Genomic DNA, 22,250 nt, shown 5'->3' with positions numbered 1-22,250 from the left:
TGACGCTTTGCGCTTGGGTGTGTGGGTTCTCCGCGCCCTCGAATGGTCGGCTTTAAAAACCTCTGGAACGCCCCTTGGCCTGTCTCAACAGGCCAAGGGGCAATCCCAAGAGATCGTGTGAACCTAAGCCTCCCAGCCCGCCCCACTTACCGCCGCCTGCGCGATTGGGTGCAAGTCTGCCCCCTGATGCGCCGTCTGCCAGGCCAGCAACTCCTTGCGCATGCTGGGCGTCCAGAACATTTGCAGATGATTACGCACGCTGAGCACGGCCTGTTGCTGGTCCGGTTCGCCGGCGAAGTACTGGGCGATCTGGTTGGCCATTTTGATCAGGTTGGCAGTGCTCATCGGCGTACCTCGGCTTTCGTTCCGGCGGTGCGTGCCTGGCGGCGTTCGTCGAGCAGGCGTTGTTGATTGTCGCTGAATTCCTGGTAGCGTTTTTGCCACTCGGAAGGGTGGTAGACGCGGCTGACTTCCACGGCGGTGACCTTGTACTCCGGACAGTTGGTGGCCCAGTCGGAGTTGTCGGTGGTGATGACGTTGGCCCCCGATTCAGGGAAGTGGAAAGTGGTGTACACCACGCCTGGGGCTACCCGTTCGGTGACCCGCGCACGCAGTACGGTCTGTCCGGCGCGGCTGCCGATGCCGACCCAGTCACCTTCGTTGATGCCACGGCTCTCGGCGTCGGTCGGGTGGATTTCCAGGCGGTCTTCGGCGTGCCAGGCGACGTTGTCGGTACGCCGGGTCTGGGCGCCGACGTTGTACTGGCTGAGGATGCGCCCGGTGGTCAGCAGAAGGGGATAGCGATTGTTGACCTTTTCCTCGGTGGGCACGTAGCCGGTGAGCATGAAGCGCCCCTTGCCGCGCACGAATTCATCGATGTGCATGGTCGGTGTGCCGTCCGGTGCCGCGGCGTTGCACGGCCATTGCAGGCTGCCGTGGCTGTCCAGTGCGGCGTAGCTGACGTTAGTGAAGGTCGGTGTCAGGCTGGCGATTTCATCCATGATTTCTGACGGGTGCTGGTAGCTCATCGGGTAACCCAGGGCGTTGGCCAGGGCCACTGTGCCTTCCCAGTCGGCCTTGCCGCCCAGAGGCTCCATGACCTTGCGCACCCGGGAGATGCGCCGCTCGGCGTTGGTGAAGGTGCCGTCTTTTTCCAGGAACGAGCTGCCCGGCAGGAACACGTGGGCGAACTTGGCGGTTTCGTTGAGGAAAATGTCCTGCACCACCACGCATTCCATGGCCGACAGAGCTGCGGTGACGTGCTGGGTATTGGGGTCGCTCTGGGCGATGTCTTCGCCCTGGCAATACAGGCCCTTAAAGCTGCCGCCCAGGGCTGCCTCGAACATGTTGGGGATGCGCAGGCCCGGGTCTGGTTGCAGGGTGACGTTCCAGGCCTGTTCGAACTGCGCCCGTACCACCTCGTTGGAGATGTGCCGGTAGCCGGGCAGCTCGTGGGGGAAGGAGCCCATGTCGCAGGAGCCCTGAACGTTGTTCTGCCCACGCAGCGGGTTCACGCCCACGCCTTCGCGGCCGATGTTGCCAGTGGCCATGGCCAGGTTGGCGATGCCCATGACCGCGGTGCTGCCCTGGCTGTGCTCGGTGACGCCCAGGCCGTAGTAGATCGCCGCATTGCCGCCGGTGGCATACAGACGGGCGGCGGCACGGATGTCGGCAGCGGCTACGCCGCAGATAGGGCCAATGACTTCCGGCGAGTTTTCCGCGCGGCTGACGGACTCGCTCCAGCGGGCGAAATCGCTGCCCTCGCAACGGGCGTCGATAAAGGCCTGGTTGAGCAGGCCTTCGGTGACGATGACGTGGGCCAGGGCGTTGAGCATGGCGACGTTGGTGCCCGGGCGCAGGGCCAGGTGCAGTTCGGCGCGGGCATGCACCGAGTCCACCAGATCAATGCGTCGTGGGTCGATGACGATCAGCCGCGCACCTTCACGCAGGCGGCGTTTGAGCTGGGAGGCGAACACCGGGTGGGCGTCGCTGGGGTTGGCGCCCATCACCAGGATCACGTCGGCCTGCATCACCGAGTCGAAACTCTGGGTGCCAGCGGACTCGCCAAGGGTTTGTTTCAGGCCATAGCCGGTAGGCGAGTGGCAGACCCGCGCACAGGTGTCGACGTTGTTGTTGCCGAAGGCGGCGCGCACCAGTTTTTGCACCAGGTAGGTTTCTTCGTTGGTGCAGCGGCTGGAGGTGATGCCACCAATGGAGTCGCGGCCGTATTGTTGCTGCAACCGACGGAATTCGCTGGCGGCGTAGGTCACCGCTTCATCCCAGCTGACTTCCTGCCAAGGGTCGTTGATGTGCTTGCGGATCATCGGCTTGGTGATGCGATCCGGGTGGGTGGCGTAGCCCCAGGCAAAGCGCCCTTTGACGCAGGAGTGGCCGTGGTTGGCCTGGCCGTTCTTGTCTGGAACCATGCGCACCAGCTGGTCGCCTTTCATCTCGGCGCGGAACGAGCAGCCCACGCCGCAATAGGCACAGGTGGTGATCACGCTGCGTTCGGGCTGACCCAGTTCGACGACGCTTTTTTCCATCAGGGTCGCGGTGGGGCAGGCTTGCACACAGGCGCCGCAGGACACGCATTCCGAGTCGAGGAAGTTCTCGCCACCGGCGGCCGCGACCCGGGATTCGAAACCGCGCCCGGTAATGGTCAGGGCAAAGGTGCCCTGGGTTTCTTCGCAGGCGCGCACGCAGCGGTTGCAGACGATGCACTTGCTCGGGTCGTAGTCGAAGTAGGGGTTGGAGGTGTCCTTCAGGTCGGCCAGATGGTTGTCGCCTTCATAGCCGTAACGCACCTCCCGCAGGCCGACCTGGCCGGCTACGGTTTGCAGCTCGCAGTTGCCGTTGGCCGAGCAGGTCAGGCAGTCCAGCGGGTGATCGGAGATGTACAGCTCCATGACGTTGCGGCGCAGGGTTGCGAGCTTCGGCGTCTGGGTGTGCACGCTCATGCCTTCGCTGACTGGCGTGGTGCAGGACGCCGGGTAGCCGCGCATGCCGTCGATCTCCACCAGGCACATGCGGCAGGAGCCGAAGGCTTCCAGGCTGTCGGTGGCACACAGTTTGGGAATGGTGGTGCCCAGCAGCGCGGCGGCGCGCATCACCGAAGTACCTTCGGGCACGCTGATGCTGCGGCCGTCGATGTTCAGGGTGACCTGCACCTGGCTGTCGCGGGCCGGGGTGCCGAAGTCAACATCGGGGTCGATATCTGTTTTCGGGTCGAAGAGAGTGATCATTGGTCGGCCTCCGAGGCCAGCAGACCGAAGTCGGCGGGGAAGTACTTGAGGGCGCTGGCCACCGGATAGGAGGTCATGCCGCCCAACGCGCACAGCGAACCGTACTGCAGGGTGTCGCACAGATCCTTGAGGATGATCACCTGCTGATCACGAGCGCTCTGGTCAGGCGCGGCCAGCAGGCGGTCGATCACCTCCACGCCGCGGGTCGAGCCGATGCGGCAGGGGGTGCATTTGCCACAGGATTCCTCGGCGCAGAACTGCAGGGCGAAGCGCGCCATGCGGGCCATGTCCAGGCTGTCGTCAGCCACCACCACACCACCGTGACCGAGCATGGCGCCGATGGCGGCGAAGGCTTCGTAATCCAGCGGAGTGTCGAATTGCCCTGGTGGCACCCAGGCGCCGAGGGGGCCGCCAACCTGGGCGGCCTTCAGCGGCCGGCCACTGGCGGTACCACCGCCGTAGTCTTCCACCAGTTCCCGCAGGGTCAGGCCAAAGGCCCGTTCCACCAGGCCGCCGTGACGAATATTGCCCGCCAGCTGGAAGGGCATGGTGCCCAGGGAGCGGCCCATGCCGTAATCGCGATAGAACTGCGCGCCCTTGGCCAGAATCAGCGGCACCGAGGCCAGGGTCAGCACGTTGTGCACCAGGGTCGGCAGGCCGAACAGGCCCTGCAAGGCGGGGATGGGTGGCTTGGCGCGGACGATCCCGCGCTTGCCTTCGAGAGAGTCCAGCAGCGCGGTTTCCTCACCGCAGATGTAAGCGCCGGCACCGACTCGCACTTCCATATCGAAGGCCTGGCCGCTGCCGCCGACATTGGCGCCGAGGTAACCGGCGGACCGGGCGATTTCCAGCGCCTCGCGCAGTGTGGCCACGGCCTGTGGATATTCCGAGCGCACATAGATGTAGCCGTAGCTGGCCCCGACGGTGAGACCGGCAATGGCCATGCCTTCAATCAGCAGGAAGGGGTCGCCTTCCATCAGCATGCGGTCGGCGAAAGTGCCGGAGTCGCCTTCGTCGGCGTTGCACACAATGTACTTCTGCGCCGCCTGGGTGCCGCGCACCGTGCGCCATTTGATCCCGGCCGGGAAGGCCGCGCCGCCACGGCCACGCAGACCCGAATCGAACACTGCGGTCGCGGTCTGCTCGCCGCCCAGGGCGATGGCCTGGGTCAAGCCCTCGAAGCCGCCGTGGGCCCGGTAATCCTCCAGGGACAGCGGCCGGGTTATGCCGGCGCGGGCGAACAGCAGGCGTTGTTGAGTCTTCAAATAAGGCAACTGCTCAACCAGGCCCAAGGCCAGTGGATGGGCGGACGAGTCGCCTTGCAGCGCTTCGAGCAGGGACGGCACATCGGCAGCGGTCAGCGGGCCGAAGCCGATACGGCCTTGCGGGCTGTCCATTTCCAGCAGTGGTTCCAGCCAGTACAGGCCGCGAGAGCTGGTGCGTTGCAGGTCCAGCGGCAGATTGCGTTCCCGGGCCTGGGTGGCAAGGGCCACGGCCACCTCATCGGCACCCACGGCACGGGCAAGAGAATCACCGGGCAGATAGAGACACGGCATCATGCGTCCTCCTGGCAAGCGTCGAGCAGGGCATCCAGGCGCTCGGGGCTGAGCCGCGCATGCACCTGGCCATCCAGCTCCAGGGCTGGCGAGCAGGCGCAGGCTCCGAGGCAATACACCGGACGCAGACTGATGTTGCCATCGGCGCTGCTGCCGTGGTCGTCCAGTTGCAGGCGTTCGCGCAACTGCGCTGCGAGCTGCTCGGCGCCGCGGCTCTGGCAGGACTCGGCCCGGCACAGACGCAGGATATGCCGGGCCGGGGGCGCGGTGCGGAAGTCATGGTAGAAGCTGATCACCCCGCGAACCTCGGCCTGACTCTGGTTAAGGGCGTGGGCAATCTCGGGGATGGCGGCATCAGGGATGTAACCGATGCCCTCCTGAATCTCATGAAGGATCGGCAACAGTGCGCCGGGGGAGCCCTTGTGGCGCTCCAGCAGGCTATTGACCATAGGCAGGTGCAACAACTCATCAGGCATACAGCATTTCCTCACGGTAACGGACAAACCAGGCGGTAGTCGGTTGTCCGAAAGTGTCGGCTGCGGCACTCACACCACGTCACGGTATCGTGGCATTTCAGGCCGTTGGCCAGGCACCCTGAACGGGTATCTTGTTGGGCCCCAGTGCGGTCTTTGCCGCACCTCTAATAAGGGCATAACAGGCAGCTTGCCACGCTGCCTTTGATTCATCTGCACCAAAGCGACGTGTTCGGTTCTCTCTGCGACCACCCATTGAGTCTAGAAGAGCGCAGCCCAAGGCGTCGTTTCTGAATGGTCGTTATGCCCTTTCGCTTCAGCAACAACAGGAGACCCCGATTTAATTCTGCGACAGGGATAACCTCGCGCAACCCGGTGACATCCGACGTGGAGAGTGGAGCCCCGTATCGTTATGCCCTTGCTGCCTGATCCACGCACGGACCTCTCGGATAAATATTTACCTAACAAGTGTTAGATAGGTGTTGACTCGAGGCAATGCATTCGCTATGGTTTGGCTACCTAACGTTAGTTATGTAATTCAACCACCAACCTCCAGGATCGACCATGACTTCTAAACTTCAACTCTTCACCTCGCCTTCGGCCTTTCCCAACCCGCAGCGCCTGCGCCTGTTCATGCACGAAAAGGGCATCGCTGATCAGTTCGACGAGACCGTCTATGACATGGCCCCAGGGGGCGAGCAGCGTGGCTGGCGTCACCTCAACATGAATCCGTGGGGCGAGACGCCCACGCTCCAACTGGCGGATGGAAGCTTCATTTCCGAGACGGCTGCCATCGTTCGTTATCTCGACCAGTCCTATCCCGGTCGCAAGATCATGGGCGAGAACGCACTGGAACAGGGGCTCGATAACATGTGGGACAACCGGGTCTGGGTGCACATCCTGTACCGGATCGTCACGGCATTTCACGTGTTGCACACCGGGCTCGGATTCAAGCTCGAACTTACCAAGAACGAGGCTTGGGGCGAGCACTGCCGCAAGGAAGCGTTGGCCCATGCTGCGCTGGTCAATCGTCATCTGTCCGACGGTCGCGAATGGCTGCTGGGCGGGGATGCTCCCACCTTCGCGGACATAACGCTGGCAACAGCGATCGCGTTCTCCAAATTCCCGGTCAACGCCACCCCTCTGGACGAACGTTTTGAGTTCCTGGACGCCTACTGGAAGCGCTGGCAGAAGCGCCCTAGCTTCCAGGCTGCCTACGCCGATCGCAGTAGTGGCATTCCTGAGCTGGACTCGCCGGCCGAATAACGGCTCTAGTGGGTAGCTCCGGAACCGTCGGGATCGCCGTCGCATGGCGTTCTCGGCGGCCGCTGGCGACGACCAAGCCGTCGGCGCTCAGAAAGCGATAGGTTCCACATTCCCGACATGGCAGAGAAAGGAAGCTCGCTATCTCCCTTCTAGCGACGCAAGGTCTACCTAACTAAAGGTAGGCTTTTGATATAGCATGGTTGTACACCCTCTGAGACATCGTCCTTTGGACGAAAGGCACCACAATGAACACCAACGCCCGAGAGGCCATCCTATTGGCCGCCACGAAAATTGCCCAATCACAGGGCTACAACGGCTTGAATTTTCGCGACCTTGCCCAAGAGGTAGGGATCAAAGCGGCGAGCATTTACTACCACTTTCCTAGCAAAGCCGATCTTGGTGTTGCTGTTGCCAAGCGATATTGGGAGGACGGCGCGGCCGCACTTGAGACGATCTCCGAAGAAGACCCGAACCCGATAGACGCTCTGCGTCGCTTTCCTGAGATTTTTCGTCGATCACTTGAAGCCGATAATCGTCTTTGCCTAGGCAGCTTCATGGGCGCGGAGACAGATAACCTGCCAAGCGAGATGACGAAGGAAATCCAGGCTTTTGCTGATGTCAACGTCGCTTGGCTAACCAAGCTTCTTTCGGCCGCGAAGGTTTGCAAACCGGAGAACAGTGAGGTTCGGGCACGTGCCATTTTTGCAGCCGTCGCCGGCGCTCAGCTCCTCGCAAGAAGTCGGTCGGACATCTCGCTTTTCGACACTTTGATCGAAGCCTACCGCGCGTCCGGGCCTCTGCCAGCATAGGTAACTGAAGACGGTTCTTTGCCGGTCGTCACTACGAAATTTGCCGGTCGATGGCAACGCAGCAGGCCAAGTGCGATGCGATTACGAATCACGATAAGAGATTTCGCTCCGTCTTCGGCGCTGCGATGTCGTCCGGCGAACTCGGTGCGGTGGTGGAACTGGATTGCTTGGGGCAAGGTCGGCACGACCTTACAGTGGTGTTGAATTCATTATTTTGCCAGCGCTTCGGTCGGACGCGACCCCGGACGGTTCGCAGACAAGTCAGCTCCCATCAAACAACCTATAAGCCGTTGAAAAATAAAGAGTATATTTTATGGAATTTTCAGCCTGACGCTAATTCCTTGTAGGAGCTGACTTGTCTGCGATCCAGTGCGAAGCGCTGGCAAAAATAGTGAATTCACCACCGCTGGAAGGTCCTTCGGCCCTTATCGCAGACAAGTCAGCTCCTACGCCCTCCGGGCAGAATCGAGCCCGTGTTTGCTGCGCGACAGCGCGGCGTCGAAGACGGGGCGAGCCCTCCCACAGATTTGCGAAAATCCGCTTTCCATATTTCAGATAAAGGAAGAATTTCAGGCACAAAAAAACCGGCTCAAATGGCCGGTTTCTTTGGGTTTGTGAGTCGGTAGAAACTCACAATGTGTAGCTATTTGGTGCCCCGAGGGAGACTCGAACTCCCACTCCTTTCGAAAACGGATTTTGAATCCGCCGCGTCTACCGATTCCGCCATCAGGGCTCAATGGCGGCGAAGTATAGAGATGAGATTACCGTTCGTCAACCACGTTTCAAGCAGGTTTCGTGGTGAATGTTGATTAATTCCGCTAAACTTTCCGGCCCTGCTAGACGAACCCCATCATGCGCGTTGCTGACTTTACCTTCGAGCTCCCTGATTCCTTGATTGCTCGCCACCCTTTGGCTGAGCGTTGTGGCAGTCGCTTGTTGACCCTGGATGGGGTTACCGGTGCACTGGCCCACCGTCAATTCACCGATTTGCTGGAGCATTTGCGCCCTGGCGACTTGATGGTGTTCAACAATACCCGGGTGATTCCGGCGCGGCTATTCGGCCAGAAGGCGTCCGGCGGCAAGCTGGAGATTCTGGTCGAGCGCGTGCTCGACAGTCATCGGGTGCTGGCGCATGTGCGTTCGAGCAAGTCGCCCAAGCCGGGCTCGACGATTCTGATCGATGGCGGTGGCGAGGCTGAAATGGTCGTTCGCCACGACACGCTGTTCGAGCTGCGGTTTGCCGAAGAGGTGTTGCCGTTGCTGGAGCGGGTCGGCCATATGCCGCTGCCTCCTTATATAGATCGCCCTGACGACAGCGCCGACCGCGAGCGTTATCAGACGGTTTACGCCCAGCGCGCCGGGGCGGTGGCCGCGCCGACGGCGGGGCTGCATTTCGATCAGCCGTTGCTCGATGCGATTGCGCAGAAGGGCGTCTCGACGGCGTTTGTGACCTTGCACGTCGGCGCCGGTACTTTCCAGCCGGTGCGCGTCGAGCGGATCGAAGATCACCACATGCACAACGAGTGGCTGGAAGTCGGCCAGGACGTGGTCGATGCGGTGGCGGCGTGTCGTGCGCGGGGTGGTCGAGTGATTGCCGTGGGCACTACCAGCGTACGTTCGCTGGAAAGCGCGGCGCGCGACGGTCAGCTCAAGGCGTTCAGCGGCGACACCGACATCTTTATTTATCCAGGGCGTCCGTTCCATGTGGTCGATGCGCTGGTGACCAACTTTCATTTGCCTGAATCCACATTGTTAATGCTGGTTTCGGCGTTCGCCGGTTACCCCGAAGCCATGGCTGCCTATGCAGCGGCCGTGGAGCATGGGTACCGCTTCTTTAGTTACGGTGATGCCATGTTCATCACCCGTAATCCTGCGCCGACAGCTCCCAAGGAATCGGCCCCAGAGGATCAAGCATGAGTCGCACCAGTCGTATGTCTTTCGAGTTGCTGGCCACTGATGGAAAAGCACGTCGCGGTCGCCTGACCTTTCCACGAGGCGTGGTCGAAACGCCTGCGTTCATGCCGGTCGGCACCTACGGCACGGTGAAAGGCATGCTGCCTCGGGATATCGAAGCGACCGGCGCGCAGATCATCCTCGGCAATACCTTCCATTTGTGGCTGCGTCCCGGTACCGAAGTGATCAAGCGTCACGGCGACCTGCATGATTTCATGCAGTGGAGCGGGCCGATTCTGACCGACTCCGGTGGTTTTCAGGTGTTCAGCCTGGGCGCCATGCGCAAGATCAAGGAGGAGGGCGTGACCTTCGCCTCGCCGGTGGATGGCGCCAAGGTCTTCATGGGCCCGGAAGAGTCGATGCAGGTCCAGCGTGATCTGGGCTCGGACATCGTGATGATTTTTGACGAGTGCACGCCATACCCGGCCGACGAAGATGTCGCGCGGGTTTCCATGGAGCTGTCGTTGCGTTGGGCCAAGCGCTCGAAAGTCGCTCACGGCGAAAACACAGCTGCGCTGTTCGGCATCGTTCAGGGCGGCATGCATCAGGACCTGCGGATGCGCTCGCTCGAAGGTCTGGATCAGATCGGTTTCGACGGTCTGGCCATCGGTGGTCTGTCGGTGGGTGAGCCCAAGCACGAGATGATCAAGGTGCTGGACTACCTGCCCGGGCAGATGCCGGCTGACAAACCTCGTTACCTTATGGGCGTGGGCAAGCCTGAGGATCTGGTTGAAGGTGTGCGCCGCGGTATCGATATGTTCGATTGCGTGATGCCTACCCGCAACGCGCGCAATGGCCATTTGTTCATCGACACGGGCGTATTGAAAATCCGCAATGCGTTCCACCGTCATGACGATTCATCACTGGATCCGACCTGCGATTGCTATACCTGCAAGAACTTCTCTCGCGCCTATCTGCATCATCTGGATAAGTGCGGGGAAATGCTGGGGAGTATGCTCAATACCATTCACAATTTGCGGCATTACCAAGTGCTTATGGCTGGTTTGCGCGAGTCTATTCAACAAGGTACATTGGCCGCCTTTGTTGATGCCTTCTATGCCAAGCGTGGGCTGCCAACGCCGCCTTTGGATTGATTGAGTACTGAGCTTTCTGCCGTTTTATCAAAATTTTGCAACTGGAGTGCTAAATGAGCTTTTTTATCCCTGCCGCTTTCGCGGACGCTGGTGCACCTGCCGCTGGTCCTGCTGGTTCGGGCTTTGAATGGATTTTCCTGGTCGGCTTCCTGGTCATCTTCTACCTGATGATCTGGCGTCCACAGGCCAAGCGTGCAAAAGAACAGAAAAACCTGCTGGGCAACTTGCAAAAAGGTGACGAAGTGGTCACTTCCGGCGGCATCGCTGGCAAGATCAACAAAGTGACTGACGACTTCGTGGTTATCGAAGTGTCTGACACCGTTGAACTGAAAATCCAGAAGGCCGCTATCGCAGCCACGCTGCCCAAGGGCACGTTGAAAGCGATCTAAGTTTCAGTCTTTTACCAATCGACGGGGCGCGCAAGGCGCCCCGCGTTATAAGCGGGCGGCGTGATGCTGAACAAATACCCTCTGTGGAAATACGTACTGATCCTGGCGGTGCTGGCGATCGGTTTCATTTATTCCGCACCCAATCTCTACCCTGACGATCCGGCCATTCAAATCAGTGGCGCGAGCACTGCGCTGCAGGTGAATCAGGCTGACCTGGATCGTGTGAGCAAAGCGCTTGCCGACGCAGGTATTACGGTCAAAGGCTCCTCCCTGGCTGAGAAGGGCAAGGGCGGTTTGTTGCGTCTGACCAAGCAAGAAGACCAGTTGCCAGCCAAGGATGTCGTACGCAAGGCGTTGGGTGATGATTATGTCGTCGCGTTGAACCTGGCCCCGACCACGCCCAAGTGGTTGCGCGGCATGGGTGCCAACCCGATGAAGATGGGTCTGGACTTGTCTGGTGGTGTGCACTTCCTGTTGGAAGTGGATATGGACAAGGCACTGGATGCGCGCCTGAAGGTGTATGACGGCGAAGTCAAAACCCTGTTGCGCAAGGAGCGTATTCACTATCGCAGCCTGCCTCAGGACGGTGGTATCCAGCTGGGCTTCACTGATTCCGACACTCGCGAGCAAGCGCGTGCCCTGATTCGCAAGAACAACAACGATTTCGCGCTGACCACCAGCGAGCGCAACGACATGTTCGTGCTGCGTCTGGCGATGACACCGGCCAAGATCGCCGAAATTCGTGAATACTCGATCAAGCAGAACTTGACCACGGTGCGTAACCGGGTCAACGAACTGGGTGTCGCCGAGCCTCTGGTTCAGCGTCAGGGCGCCAACCGTATCGTGGTTGAGCTGCCGGGCGTGCAGGACACCGCTGAAGCCAAGCGTATTCTGGGCAAGACCGCCAACCTGGAATTCCGTCTGGGCGCAGGTCCCGATGATACGAAAGCCACTACCGAGGTGTTCGAGTTCCGTGAGGGCGGTCGTCCTGCGGCACCGGTCGAGCGTGGTCTGATCATCACCGGTGACCAGGTGACCGACGCCAAGGCTGGCTTCGATGAGCACGGTCGTCCGCAGGTGAATATCCGTCTCGACGGTCACGGCGGCGATCTGATGAGCCGTGCGACTCGCAGCAACGTGGGTCGCAGCATGGCGGTGATCTTCATCGAGCAGAAGCCGCAGACCACTTACGTCAAGCAGACGGTCGACGGCGTCGAGAAAGACGTTCCGGTACAGACCTTCAAGGAAGAGAAGAAAATCATCAGCCTGGCGACCATCCAGTCGCCGCTGGGCAGCCAGTTCCGTATCACTGGCCTGAACGGTCAGGGTGAGGCGTCCGAGCTTGCGCTGCTGTTGCGTGCCGGTGGTCTGGCTGCGCCGATGTACTTCGCTGAAGAGCGCACAATCGGCCCGAGCCTGGGGGCGGACAACATCACCAAAGGTATCGATGCATCGCTGTGGGGCATGCTGTTCGTGTCGCTGTTCATCATGGCGATCTACCGTTTCTTCGGCCTCGTCGCCACCGCTGCACTGGCGGTGAACATGGTTCTGCTGCTGGCACTGATGTCCTTGCTGGGTGCAACGCTGACCCTGCCGGGTATCGCCGGTATCGTCCTGACCATGGGTATGGCGGTCGACGCCAACGTACTGATCTTCTCGCGGATACGTGAAGAGATCGCTGCTGGCATGACCGTGCAGCGGGCCATCAATGAAGGCTTCGGCCGGGCATTCACCGCGATCCTCGACGCCAACCTGACAACACTGTTGGTCGGCGGCATTCTCTTTGCGATGGGCACAGGCCCGGTCAAAGGCTTTGCGGTGACCATGTCGCTCGGGATCTTTACCTCGATGTTCACGGCCATCATGGTGACCCGCGCAATGGTCAACCTGATCTTCGGCGGACGTGACTTCAAGAAGTTGTGGATTTAAGGGGCTGCCATGTTACGTACCATTAACTTCATGGGCGTTCGCAATGTTGCGTTCGCCTTTACCATGTTCCTTACTGCACTGGCGTTGTTCAGCTGCTTTCATAAAGGGCTCAACTACGGTCTGGACTTTACCGGCGGTACGTTGATCGAGCTGACCTATGAGCATCCGGCCGAACTTGGCAAGGTGCGTCAGGAACTGGTTGCTGCCGGCTACCACGAAGCTGTAGTACAAAGCTTTGGCGCGACCACCGATTTGCTGGTGCGCATGCCAGGTTCAGACCCGCAGCTGGGTAACCAGGTTGCCGAAGTCTTGCGCAAGACAGGTGCGGATAACCCGGTCACCGTCAAGCGCGTTGAGTTCGTCGGCCCGCAGGTTGGCGAAGAGCTGCGCGATCAGGGCGGCCTCGGCATGCTGATGGCGCTGGGTGGGGTTCTGATTTACCTGGCCTTCCGCTTCCAGTGGAAATTCGCCGTCGGTGCCATCGTCTCCCTGATTCATGACGTGGTTGTCACCGTGGGTATCCTCTCGTTCTTCCAGGTGACCTTCGACCTCACGGTGCTCGCTGCCGTGTTGGCGATCATCGGTTACTCGCTGAACGACACCATCGTGGTCTTTGACCGGGTTCGGGAAAACTTCCGGATTCTGCGCAAGGCGTCGTTGATTGAAAACATCAACATCTCCACCACGCAAACCCTGTTGCGGACCATGGCGACCTCGATCTCCACCTTGCTGGCCATCGGGGCGCTGTGGATCTTCGGCGGCGACAGCCTGCACGGCTTCTCCGTCGCACTGTTCATTGGTGTATTGGCGGGTACTTACTCGTCGATCTACATCGCCAACGTGGTGTTGATCTGGCTGAGCCTGAGCACCGAGGATCTGATTCCTCCCGTGGTGGCTGACAAGGTTGACGACCGTCCGTAAAGCTCCAGCGCTTTAGCGGTTTTGACCCAAAAGGGCGTGAGTGTTGAACTCACGCCCTTTTTTGTACTCCAAGGCTGGGACTAGCGTGGGAAATTTCGCGCATGAAGGCCAGGAGGTTCAATTGAACAAGTCGTTGCTAGTGGGTGCTGTATTGGGTGCTGTCGGTGTGACTGCCGGGGGTGCTTTTGCAACCTATAGCCTTGTTAAAGGCGGCGCCCCTGAGTATGCGCAGGTGCTGGGTGTGCAGCCGATCAACGAGCAGATCAAGACCCCACGTCAAGTATGTAAAGATGTGGCGGTGACTCGTGAGAAGCCGGTCAAGGACGAGCACCAGATATTGGGTAGCGTCATTGGCGCTGTCGCAGGTGGTTTGCTCGGTAATCAGGTTGGCGGCGGCAATGGCAAGAAGCTCGCCACAGTCGCTGGCGCTGTCGGCGGCGGTTATGCCGGTAACCGAGTGCAAGAGCACATGCAGAACAACGATACCTACACCACGAACCAGACGCGGTGTAATACCGTCAACGACATCAGCAATAAAGTCGTGGGTTATGACGTGAAGTATCAGCTGGATGGCAAGGTTGGGCAGGTACGGATGGATCGTGATCCTGGCAACCAGATTCCGGTCGACAAGCAGGGTCAACTGGTATTGGGTCAAGCCACCCAAGGTCAAGCCGCTCAGTAAAACGTGGCTGAATGAGCATGAAAGAAAAGCACCTTCGGGTGCTTTTCTTGTTTCTGCACCACGTTATTCATAAGGTGCGCGGTCATCTGTGGGAGCAGGCTTGCCTGCGAATCAGGCGACGCGATATGCCTGATACACCGCATCGCGGCCTTCGCAGGCGAGCCTGCTCCCATCAGGAATGCGCGATTCTCTGTTTCGCGGCGCAAAAAAACCGGCCTGAGCCGGTTTTTTATCGAGCGTGAAGCTTAGCGCTTCAGTGACGGCGGCAAATGCGGTGCGATCGAGGTCAGCACGGCTTTGAAGCACTTGGTGTTACCTGCAACGATGTGGCCCTTCTCCAGGAAGTCGTGACCGCCTGTGAAGTCGCTCACCAGACCGCCCGCTTCCTGAATCAGCAGCGCGCCTGCAGCCATGTCCCATTCGGACAGGCCCGATTCCCAGAACGCATCGAAACGACCGGCCGCTACATAGGCAAGGTCGAGGCTGGCAGCGCCTGCGCGGCGAATACCGGCAGTCTGGCCAACCAGGCTGCGGAACATGCCCAGATAGTTTTCCAGGTTGTCCATTTGACCGTCGCGGAACGGGAAGCCGGTGCCCAGCAGGGCGCCTTCGAGGCTTTTACGCTGGCTGACGCGCAGACGGCGGCCGTTGAGGGCAGCGCCACGGCCACGGCTGGCGGTGAATTCTTCCTGGCGGACCGGGTCCAGAACCACGGCGTGCTCAAGGCGGCCGCGGTATTTGCAGGCGATGCTCACAGCGAAGTGCGGTACACCGCGGACGAAGTTGGTGGTGCCATCAAGGGGGTCGATGATCCAAAGATAATCGGTGCCTTCGCCGCTGCCTTCGTGCAGGCCGCTTTCTTCGCCAAGGATGCCGTGAGTCGGGTAAGCCTTGCGCAGGGCGGTGATGATGCTCTGCTCGGCAGCACGATCGATTTCAGTGACGTAATCCTTCGCGTCTTTTTCGTCGACCTTGATGGTGTCCAAGCGCTCGATGGAGCGGAAAATCAATTCACTGGCGCTGCGGGCGGCGCGCAGCGCGATATTCAGCATGGGCTGCATGGACGTTTCACCTAGGTCGTTAAAGAAAGCCGAACATTGTAGGGGTTGCGACTAATTATTTCCAGCGCGCATAAGCGTCCATAGCGTTAATGAGGGGGGGGCTGTAAGATTTGCTCCCCTTTCTCCCGTCTGTGAGAACTCGCATTGCTGCAAAATATTCGTGTTGTCCTGGTCGGTACCAGTCATCCCGGTAACATCGGTGGGGCTGCGCGCGCCATGAAAAACATGGGGCTTTCACGTTTGGTGCTGGTCGATCCGCTGGTGTTCCCTAATCATGAAGCGGATGCTCGGGCGTCTGGCGCAAGCGACATCCTGGAAAACGCGCAGGTCGTGGCAACGCTCGAAGACGCCTTGGTCGGCTGCAACCTGGTGCTAGGCACCAGTGCCCGTGACCGGCGCATCCCGTGGCCGCTGCTCGATCCGCGTGAATGTGGGGTGATGGCGGCCGAGCAAGCGGCTCAGGGCGCGGAAATCGCGCTGGTGTTCGGTCGTGAGTACGCCGGCCTGACCAACGAAGAGCTGCAGCGATGTCACTATCACGTCCACATCCCTTCGGACCCTGACTTCAGCTCGCTCAATCTGGCAGCGGCGGTGCAAGTGCTCGCCTACGAAGTGCGGATGTCGTGGTTGGCTGCTCAGGGGCAACCGACCAAGGTCGAGAAGTTCGAAGTGACCTCCACCCGCAGCACGGAGGAGGTCACCATGGATGAGATGGAGCTGTTCTATGGCCACCTCCAGGCGACCATGGTCGATATCGGTTTTCTCGACCCGGAAAACCCGCGCCACCTGATGGCGCGTCTGCGTCGATTGTTCGGGCGCAGTGCGGTGTACCGGTCGGAAATGAATATTTTGCGTGGCATCCTCACCGAAACGCAGAAAGTTGCGCGCGGCGAACCCCATAAGCGGAAGGATCAGTGATGTTCGAGCGTCTGCGGGAAGATATTCAGAGCGTATTCCACCGTGATCCGGCGGCACGCAACGCCTTTGAGGTGTTGACCTGCTATCCGGGCATGCATGCCATCTGGCTGCACCGGGCGGCGCACGGTCTTTGGGTTCGGGACTGGAAGTGGCTGGCGCGCGTGGTGTCCAACTTCGGGCGCTGGATGACCGGGATCGAGATCCATCCGGGCGCCACCATCGGGCGTCGTTTCTTTATCGACCACGGGATGGGCATCGTGATCGGCGAAACCGCTGAAATCGGTGACGACGTTACGCTCTATCAGGGCGTGACCCTGGGCGGTACCAGTTGGAACAAAGGCAAGCGCCATCCAACTCTGGAGGCTGGTGTGGTCGTAGGGGCGGGGGCCAAGGTGTTGGGGCCGTTCACGGTGGGTGCGGGGGCCAAGGTCGGCTCCAACGCGGTGGTCACCAAGGCGGTGCCGGCGGGAGCTACGGTGGTGGGGATTCCGGGGCGGATCATCATCAAGTCCGACGACGAAGTGGAAGCCAAGCGCAAAGCCATCGCTGAGAAGCTCGGTTTCGACGCCTACGGCATCAGTGAAGACATGCCAGATCCGGTGGCGCGTGCGATCGGTCAGTTACTTGACCATTTGCAGGCTGTGGATGCGCGGCTCGAAGGCATGTGTGGCGCGCTCAAGGGCTTGGGCAGCGACTATTGCGCCAAAGAGCTACCGGCATTGCGCGATGAGGTTTTCGCCTGCGTGAAAGACAGTAGCGAGAGCAAAGCCGGCTGAAGGGGTGGTCTGGCGCAAGGGTGTCAGACATAAGGGGCGTGCCAATGCGCCCCGGGATTTGCTATGATGCCGCCGCTGTTTTGCGGGTAATTCCGACTAAATTACTAGGTCTTATAGTTGACTTAAATACTCGGGAATAGCATACTCGCCCCCATTCCGAACCTCCGTGGTACATGCCATGCGACTGACTACAAAAGGCCGATACGCTGTAACCGCCATGCTTGATCTGGCGTTACATGCGCAGCACGGGCCAGTGTCTCTGGCCGATATCTCAGAGCGGCAAGGTATATCCCTGTCCTATCTTGAGCAACTGTTCGCCAAACTGCGCCGCAGTAATCTGGTGTCGAGCGTGCGTGGTCCTGGTGGTGGTTACCAGCTGTCACGTGACATGCAAAGCATTCAGGTCGCACAGGTGATCGACGCGGTCAACGAGTCCGTCGATGCGACGCGTTGCCAGGGTCTGGGTGATTGCCATGCCGGCGATACCTGCCTGACGCACCACTTGTGGTGCGACCTCAGTTCGCAGATTCACGAATTCCTTAGCGGTATTAGCCTGGCTGACCTTGTTACTCGCCGTGAGGTGCAAGAAGTCGCTCAGCGCCAGGATCTGCGTCGCAGTACATGCAGAACACCGCAGCTGGATAAGATTGAAACGTCCGCCGTCGAATGAACGCAGATGAATGAGCGGCGCGCCTGCCTGATAGGAGATATTCAATGAAATTGCCGATTTACCTCGATTACTCCGCGACTACCCCGGTCGATCCGCGCGTCGCGCAGAAAATGAGTGAATGCCTGCTGGTTGACGGAAACTTCGGTAACCCGGCATCGCGTTCCCACGTCTTCGGCTGGAAAGCTGAAGAGTCGGTTGAGAATGCTCGCCGTCAGGTCGCTGATCTGGTGAACGCCGACCCGCGTGAAATTGTCTGGACTTCCGGTGCTACCGAGTCCGACAACCTGGCGATCAAGGGTGTTGCGCATTTCTATGCCAGCAAAGGTAAACACCTGATCACCACCAAGATCGAACACAAAGCGGTCCTGGACACCACGCGCCAACTGGAGCGTGAAGGTTTTGAAGTCACTTATATCGAGCCCGGCGCTGACGGCCTGATTACTCCAGCGATGATCGAAGCGGCTCTGCGCGACGACACCATTCTGGTCTCGGTCATGCACGTCAACAACGAAATCGGCACCATCAACGACATCGCAGCCATCGGTGAATTGACCCGTTCGCGCGGTGTGTTGTTCCACGTCGATGCGGCACAGTCCACCGGTAAAGTCGAGATTGACCTGGCCAGCCTCAAGGTTGACCTGATGTCTTTCTCCGCGCATAAAACCTATGGTCCTAAAGGTATCGGCGCGCTCTATGTGAGCCGCAAGCCGCGCGTTCGCCTTGAAGCAACCATGCACGGTGGCGGTCACGAACGTGGCATGCGTTCGGGTACTTTGGCGACCCACCAGATTGTTGGCATGGGCGAAGCGTTCCGCGTTGCCAAAGAAGACATGGTCACCGAAAACGTGCGTATCAAAGCCTTGAGCGAGCGTTTCTTCAAGCAGGTTGAAGGCCTGGAAGAGCTGTACGTCAACGGCAGCCTGACTTCCCGTGTACCGCACAACCTGAACCTGAGTTTCAACTACGTAGAAGGCGAGTCGCTGATCATGGCGCTCAAGGATCTGGCGGTTTCGTCCGGCTCCGCGTGCACCTCGGCCTCCCTTGAGCCGTCCTACGTGTTGCGTGCTCTGGGCCGCAACGACGAGTTGGCACACAGCTCGATTCGCTTCACCTTCGGCCGTTTCACCACCGAAGAAGAAATCGACTACGCCGCGCAGAAAGTCTGCGAGGCCGTTACCAAGCTGCGCACTCTGTCGCCGCTGTGGGACATGTACAAAGATGGTGTCGACATCTCCAAGATCGAGTGGGCTGCGCACTAATACGTCGCCTCCAAGAGCGGCTACCTGATGAGAGAGGATTAACACCATGGCTTACAGCGAAAAGGTCATTGACCACTACGAGAACCCGCGCAACGTCGGCAAGATGGACGCGGAAGATCCTGATGTTGGTACCGGTATGGTCGGCGCGCCGGCTTGCGGCGACGTAATGCGCCTGCAAATCAAGGTCAACGAACACGGCATCATCGAAGACGCCAAGTTCAAGACCTACGGTTGCGGTTCGGCTATCGCTTCCAGCTCCCTGGCGACCGAGTGGATGAAAGGCAAGACTCTGGATGAAGCAGAGACCATCAAGAACACTCAGCTGGCTGAAGAGCTGGCATTGCCGCCGGTGAAAATCCACTGCTCGGTACTTGCGGAAGACGCCATCAAGGCGGCCGTTCGCGATTACAAGCAGAAGAAAGGCTTGCTCTGATCCCGGTTTTGGGACGGGCCTTTTTTTAACGAAGCTTGATTCAAGTAAGGAGTTTCGATGGCTATCAGCATGACAGAAGCTGCCGCTCAACACGTACGTCGCTCCCTCGATGGTCGCGGCAAAGGTGACGGGGTTCGTCTGGGTGTTCGCACCACGGGCTGTTCCGGTCTGGCCTATGTGTTGGAGTTCGTCGATGAGGCGGGCAGTGAAGATACTGTGTACGAATTGCACGGTGTCAAAGTGATCATCGATCCGAAAAGCCTGGTCTATCTCGATGGTACTGAGCTCGATTTCGTCAAGGAAGGGTTGAACGAAGGCTTCAAGTTCAACAACCCCAACTCGCGCGGTGAATGTGGCTGCGGCGAAAGCTTCAATATCTGAGGCTGATTGTGGGTACTCCTTGTCATTTCGCCTTATTCGAGCTCAAGCCTGGTTTCCGTTTGGATCTCGATCAGTTGGCGACGCGCTACCGTGAGTTGGCGCGCAGCGTACATCCAGACCGTTTTGCTGATGCTTCCGAGCGTGAGCAACGGCTGGCGCTAGAACATTCTGCCAGTCTCAACGAGGCCTACCAGACGCTCAAGAATGCTCCGAAACGGGCGCGTTACTTGTTGACGCTGGGAGGGCACGAGTTGCCGTTGGAAGTCACCGTGCAGGACCCCGGGTTTCTTTTGCAGCAGATGCAGTGGCGCGAAGAGCTTGAGGATTTGCAGGATGAAGCCGACCTGGCGGGTATTGCGGTATTCAAGCGTCGGCTCAAGGTCGCTCAGGATGAACTGAACGAAAGCTTCGCTGCCTGTTGGGATGATGTTGCACAACGCGAGCAGGCCGAACGGCTGATGCGGCGTATGCAGTTCCTCGACAAGCTCACCTACGAAGTGCGCCAGCTGGAAGAGCGCCTCGACGATTAACCCCGTGCTGCCCTGGCCGCACGCCTGTGAATTTCGATAAGCATGGCCCTACTGCAGATCGCCGAACCCGGCCAAAGTCCCCAACCACATCAGCGTCGTCTGGCGGTTGGGATCGACTTGGGCACTACCAATTCGCTGGTCGCTGCGTTACGCAGTGGTCTTTCCGAGCCGCTGGCCGATGCTGACGGGCAGGTCATTCTGCCGTCCGCCGTGCGCTACCACGCTGATCGGGTCGAAGTAGGGCAGAGCGCCAAAAGCGCCGCCGCTATTGATCCGCTCAATACCGTGCTGTCAGTCAAGCGACTGATGGGTCGTGGCCTGTCCGACGTCAAGCAGCTTGGCGAACAACTGCCTTACCGCTTCGTCGACGGCGAGTCGCACATGCCGTTCATCGACACCATCCAGGGCCCGAAAAGCCCGGTGGAAGTGTCGGCTGACATTCTCAAGGTGCTGCGTCAGCGCGCTGAAGCGACCTTGGGTGGCGAGCTGGTCGGCGCGGTGATTACCGTTCCCGCCTATTTCGATGACGCTCAGCGTCAAGCCACCAAAGACGCGGCTCGTCTGGCCGGGCTCAATGTCCTGCGCCTGCTCAACGAGCCCACGGCTGCGGCAGTCGCTTATGGTCTGGATCAACATGCTGAAGGCGTGGTCGCCATCTACGACCTGGGCGGCGGTACATTCGACATTTCCATTCTGCGTTTGACTGGCGGTGTCTTTGAAGTCCTGGCGACCGGCGGCGATACCGCGCTGGGTGGCGACGACTTCGATCACGCGATTGCCAGTTGGATCGTGAGCGAAGCCGGCCTTTCCGCCGACCTCGATCCGTCCACACAACGTAGCCTGTTGCAAACTGCTTGCGTGGCCAAAGAAGCGCTGACCAAGGTCGATTCGGTCGAGGTCGTGCATGGCGATTGGCATTCGGTGCTGACGCGGCAAGCCTTTGAAGTGCTGCTCGAACCCATGTTGGCGCGTAGCCTGAAGGCCTGCCGACGTGCGGTTCGTGACGCCGGTATCGAGCTTGAAGAGGTCGAAGCCGTGGTCATGGTCGGCGGTTCGACACGTGTGCCGCGAGTGCGTGAGGCCGTCGCTGAACTGTTCGGTCGTCAGCCATTGACTGAAATCGACCCGGATCAAGTGGTGGCCATTGGTGCCGCGATCCAGGCCGATACGCTGGCAGGCAACAAGCGTGATGGCGAAGAGCTCTTGCTGCTTGATGTGATCCCGTTGTCCCTGGGGCTGGAAACCATGGGTGGGCTGATGGAGAAGGTGATTCCACGCAACACCACCATCCCTGTCGCGCGTGCCCAGGACTTCACCACTTATAAAGACGGCCAGTCAGCCATGATGATTCATGTGCTGCAGGGTGAGCGTGAACTGATCAGTGATTGCCGCTCCCTGGCGCGCTTCGAACTGCGCGGCATTCCGGCGATGGTGGCTGGTTCTGCGAAAATCCGCGTCACGTTCCAGGTCGATGCCGATGGCTTGCTCAGCGTTGCGGCCCGCGAACTGGGGTCGGGTATCGAGTCCAGCATCCAGGTCAAGCCGTCCTATGGCCTGACCGACGGCGAAATCGCCCGCATGCTCAAGGATTCGTTCCAGTACGCCAGTGATGACAAGGTCGCTCGCGTGCTGCGTGAACAGCAAGTCGACGCCCAGCGCCTGCTCGAAGCAGTGCAGGGCGCGCTGGATGCGGACGGTGATCGTTTGCTCGACGCTGACGAGCGGTTAGTCATCGAGCTGCAAATGCAGGAACTGAGTGAATTGATGCAGGGCACCAATGGTTTGGCCATTGAGCAACAGACCAAGCGTCTGTCGCAGGTGACCGATGCCTTTGCTGCCCGACGCCTGGACTCGACGGTGAAAGCCGCGTTGGCGGGGCGCAATCTGAATGAAATCGAGGAATAACTG

The 22,250-nt window shown here is 59.7% G+C and carries 21 protein-coding genes and 1 tRNA gene; 16 read left to right on the top strand and 6 right to left on the bottom strand.

Annotated features, from left to right (window positions below):
* Positions 1-123: 123 nt before the first annotated feature.
* The 4 genes from AC1MEE_RS19695 to AC1MEE_RS19680 are packed head-to-tail and all read right to left on the bottom strand — an operon-like array spanning position 124 to position 5,274.
* Positions 124-345 (bottom strand): formate dehydrogenase subunit delta, encoded by a 222-nt coding sequence (locus AC1MEE_RS19695; protein ID WP_480411251.1) that lies wholly within the window; start codon positions 343-345, stop codon positions 124-126.
* Entirely contained in the window at positions 342-3,242 is a 2,901-nt protein-coding gene (gene fdhF / locus AC1MEE_RS19690) for a formate dehydrogenase subunit alpha (protein ID WP_480411250.1), read from the bottom strand. Before fdhF ends, AC1MEE_RS19695 begins: the two co-directional genes overlap by 4 nt.
* A complete protein-coding gene (locus AC1MEE_RS19685) occupies positions 3,239-4,801 on the bottom strand; it encodes a formate dehydrogenase beta subunit (protein WP_480411249.1) in 1,563 nt (520 codons plus the stop codon). The genes fdhF and AC1MEE_RS19685 overlap by 4 nt, the downstream gene beginning before the upstream one ends.
* A complete protein-coding gene (locus tag AC1MEE_RS19680) occupies positions 4,798-5,274 on the bottom strand; it encodes a formate dehydrogenase subunit gamma (protein WP_480411248.1) in 477 nt (158 codons plus the stop codon). The genes AC1MEE_RS19685 and AC1MEE_RS19680 overlap by 4 nt, the downstream gene beginning before the upstream one ends.
* Positions 5,275-5,835: 561 nt before the next feature.
* Between AC1MEE_RS19680 and AC1MEE_RS19675 the strand changes: the two genes are divergently transcribed.
* Positions 5,836-6,537, top strand: a complete 702-nt coding sequence (locus tag AC1MEE_RS19675; RefSeq protein WP_480411247.1) for a glutathione S-transferase family protein — start codon at positions 5,836-5,838, stop codon at positions 6,535-6,537.
* Positions 6,538-6,782: 245 nt separating this feature from the next.
* Positions 6,783-7,346, top strand: coding sequence for a TetR/AcrR family transcriptional regulator (locus AC1MEE_RS19670; RefSeq protein ID WP_480411246.1), 564 nt, complete (start codon positions 6,783-6,785; stop codon positions 7,344-7,346).
* 648 nt (positions 7,347-7,994) lie between these two features.
* Here AC1MEE_RS19670 and AC1MEE_RS19665 read toward each other — a convergent pair.
* Positions 7,995-8,079: transfer RNA gene (locus tag AC1MEE_RS19665), tRNA-Leu, on the bottom strand.
* A gap of 119 nt (positions 8,080-8,198) precedes the next feature.
* Here AC1MEE_RS19665 and queA point away from each other — a divergent pair.
* The 6 genes from queA to AC1MEE_RS19635 all read left to right on the top strand — a co-directional run bounded on the left by queA (position 8,199) and on the right by AC1MEE_RS19635 (position 14,314).
* Positions 8,199-9,263: a tRNA preQ1(34) S-adenosylmethionine ribosyltransferase-isomerase QueA gene (queA, locus tag AC1MEE_RS19660; protein WP_480411245.1), complete on the top strand. Its 1,065-nt coding sequence runs from the start codon at positions 8,199-8,201 to the stop codon at positions 9,261-9,263.
* A 14-nt stretch (positions 9,264-9,277) separates the two neighbouring features.
* Positions 9,278-10,393, top strand: coding sequence for a tRNA guanosine(34) transglycosylase Tgt (gene tgt, locus AC1MEE_RS19655; RefSeq protein WP_480416280.1), 1,116 nt, complete (start codon positions 9,278-9,280; stop codon positions 10,391-10,393).
* 53 nt (positions 10,394-10,446) lie between these two features.
* A complete protein-coding gene (gene yajC / locus AC1MEE_RS19650) occupies positions 10,447-10,782 on the top strand; it encodes a preprotein translocase subunit YajC (protein ID WP_480411244.1) in 336 nt (111 codons plus the stop codon).
* 63 nt (positions 10,783-10,845) lie between these two features.
* Entirely contained in the window at positions 10,846-12,711 is a 1,866-nt protein-coding gene (secD, locus tag AC1MEE_RS19645; protein ID WP_480411243.1) for a protein translocase subunit SecD, read from the top strand.
* Positions 12,712-12,720: 9 nt separating this feature from the next.
* The gene (gene secF, locus AC1MEE_RS19640; protein WP_480411242.1) at positions 12,721-13,632 is read left to right on the top strand and encodes a protein translocase subunit SecF; all 912 of its coding nucleotides are present in this window, start codon (positions 12,721-12,723) and stop codon (positions 13,630-13,632) included.
* Between the two features lie 121 nt (positions 13,633-13,753).
* On the top strand, positions 13,754-14,314 hold the full coding sequence (locus AC1MEE_RS19635) for a glycine zipper 2TM domain-containing protein (RefSeq protein WP_480411241.1): 561 nt from the start codon (positions 13,754-13,756) through the stop codon (positions 14,312-14,314).
* A gap of 245 nt (positions 14,315-14,559) precedes the next feature.
* On the opposite strand, the gene suhB is transcribed toward AC1MEE_RS19635, so the two are convergent.
* Complete coding sequence (suhB, locus tag AC1MEE_RS19630; RefSeq protein WP_480411240.1) at positions 14,560-15,375, bottom strand: type III secretion system regulator SuhB; 816 nt, start codon at positions 15,373-15,375, stop codon at positions 14,560-14,562.
* 144 nt (positions 15,376-15,519) lie between these two features.
* On the opposite strand from suhB, the gene trmJ reads away from it, so the two are divergent.
* From trmJ to hscA, 8 genes are all read left to right on the top strand, one after another.
* A complete protein-coding gene (gene trmJ / locus AC1MEE_RS19625) occupies positions 15,520-16,293 on the top strand; it encodes a tRNA (cytosine(32)/uridine(32)-2'-O)-methyltransferase TrmJ (RefSeq protein ID WP_480411239.1) in 774 nt (257 codons plus the stop codon).
* Positions 16,293-17,069 (top strand): serine O-acetyltransferase, encoded by a 777-nt coding sequence (gene cysE / locus AC1MEE_RS19620; RefSeq protein WP_480411238.1) that lies wholly within the window; start codon positions 16,293-16,295, stop codon positions 17,067-17,069. The genes trmJ and cysE overlap by 1 nt, the downstream gene beginning before the upstream one ends.
* 178 nt (positions 17,070-17,247) lie before the next feature.
* The gene (iscR, locus tag AC1MEE_RS19615; RefSeq protein ID WP_480411237.1) at positions 17,248-17,739 is read left to right on the top strand and encodes a Fe-S cluster assembly transcriptional regulator IscR; all 492 of its coding nucleotides are present in this window, start codon (positions 17,248-17,250) and stop codon (positions 17,737-17,739) included.
* Positions 17,740-17,783: 44 nt separating this feature from the next.
* Positions 17,784-18,998, top strand: coding sequence for an IscS subfamily cysteine desulfurase (locus AC1MEE_RS19610; protein ID WP_480411236.1), 1,215 nt, complete (start codon positions 17,784-17,786; stop codon positions 18,996-18,998).
* A gap of 46 nt (positions 18,999-19,044) precedes the next feature.
* Complete coding sequence (gene iscU / locus AC1MEE_RS19605; RefSeq protein WP_219061125.1) at positions 19,045-19,431, top strand: Fe-S cluster assembly scaffold IscU; 387 nt, start codon at positions 19,045-19,047, stop codon at positions 19,429-19,431.
* Between the two features lie 57 nt (positions 19,432-19,488).
* The gene (gene iscA, locus AC1MEE_RS19600; RefSeq protein WP_480411235.1) at positions 19,489-19,812 is read left to right on the top strand and encodes an iron-sulfur cluster assembly protein IscA; all 324 of its coding nucleotides are present in this window, start codon (positions 19,489-19,491) and stop codon (positions 19,810-19,812) included.
* An 8-nt stretch (positions 19,813-19,820) separates the two neighbouring features.
* Positions 19,821-20,342 carry a co-chaperone HscB gene (gene hscB / locus AC1MEE_RS19595; protein WP_480411234.1) on the top strand — a complete coding sequence of 174 codons (522 nt, stop codon included), beginning with the start codon at positions 19,821-19,823 and terminating at the stop codon, positions 20,340-20,342.
* Positions 20,343-20,384: 42 nt separating this feature from the next.
* Positions 20,385-22,247 carry a Fe-S protein assembly chaperone HscA gene (hscA, locus tag AC1MEE_RS19590; protein WP_480411233.1) on the top strand — a complete coding sequence of 621 codons (1,863 nt, stop codon included), beginning with the start codon at positions 20,385-20,387 and terminating at the stop codon, positions 22,245-22,247.
* Positions 22,248-22,250: the final 3 nt, after the last annotated feature.

The sequence above is a fragment of the Pseudomonas sp. ASL3 genome, from assembly GCF_056680425.1.
The sequence above is the reverse complement of the archived record's forward strand: the minus strand, read 5'-3'. Positions and strand labels throughout refer to the sequence as shown.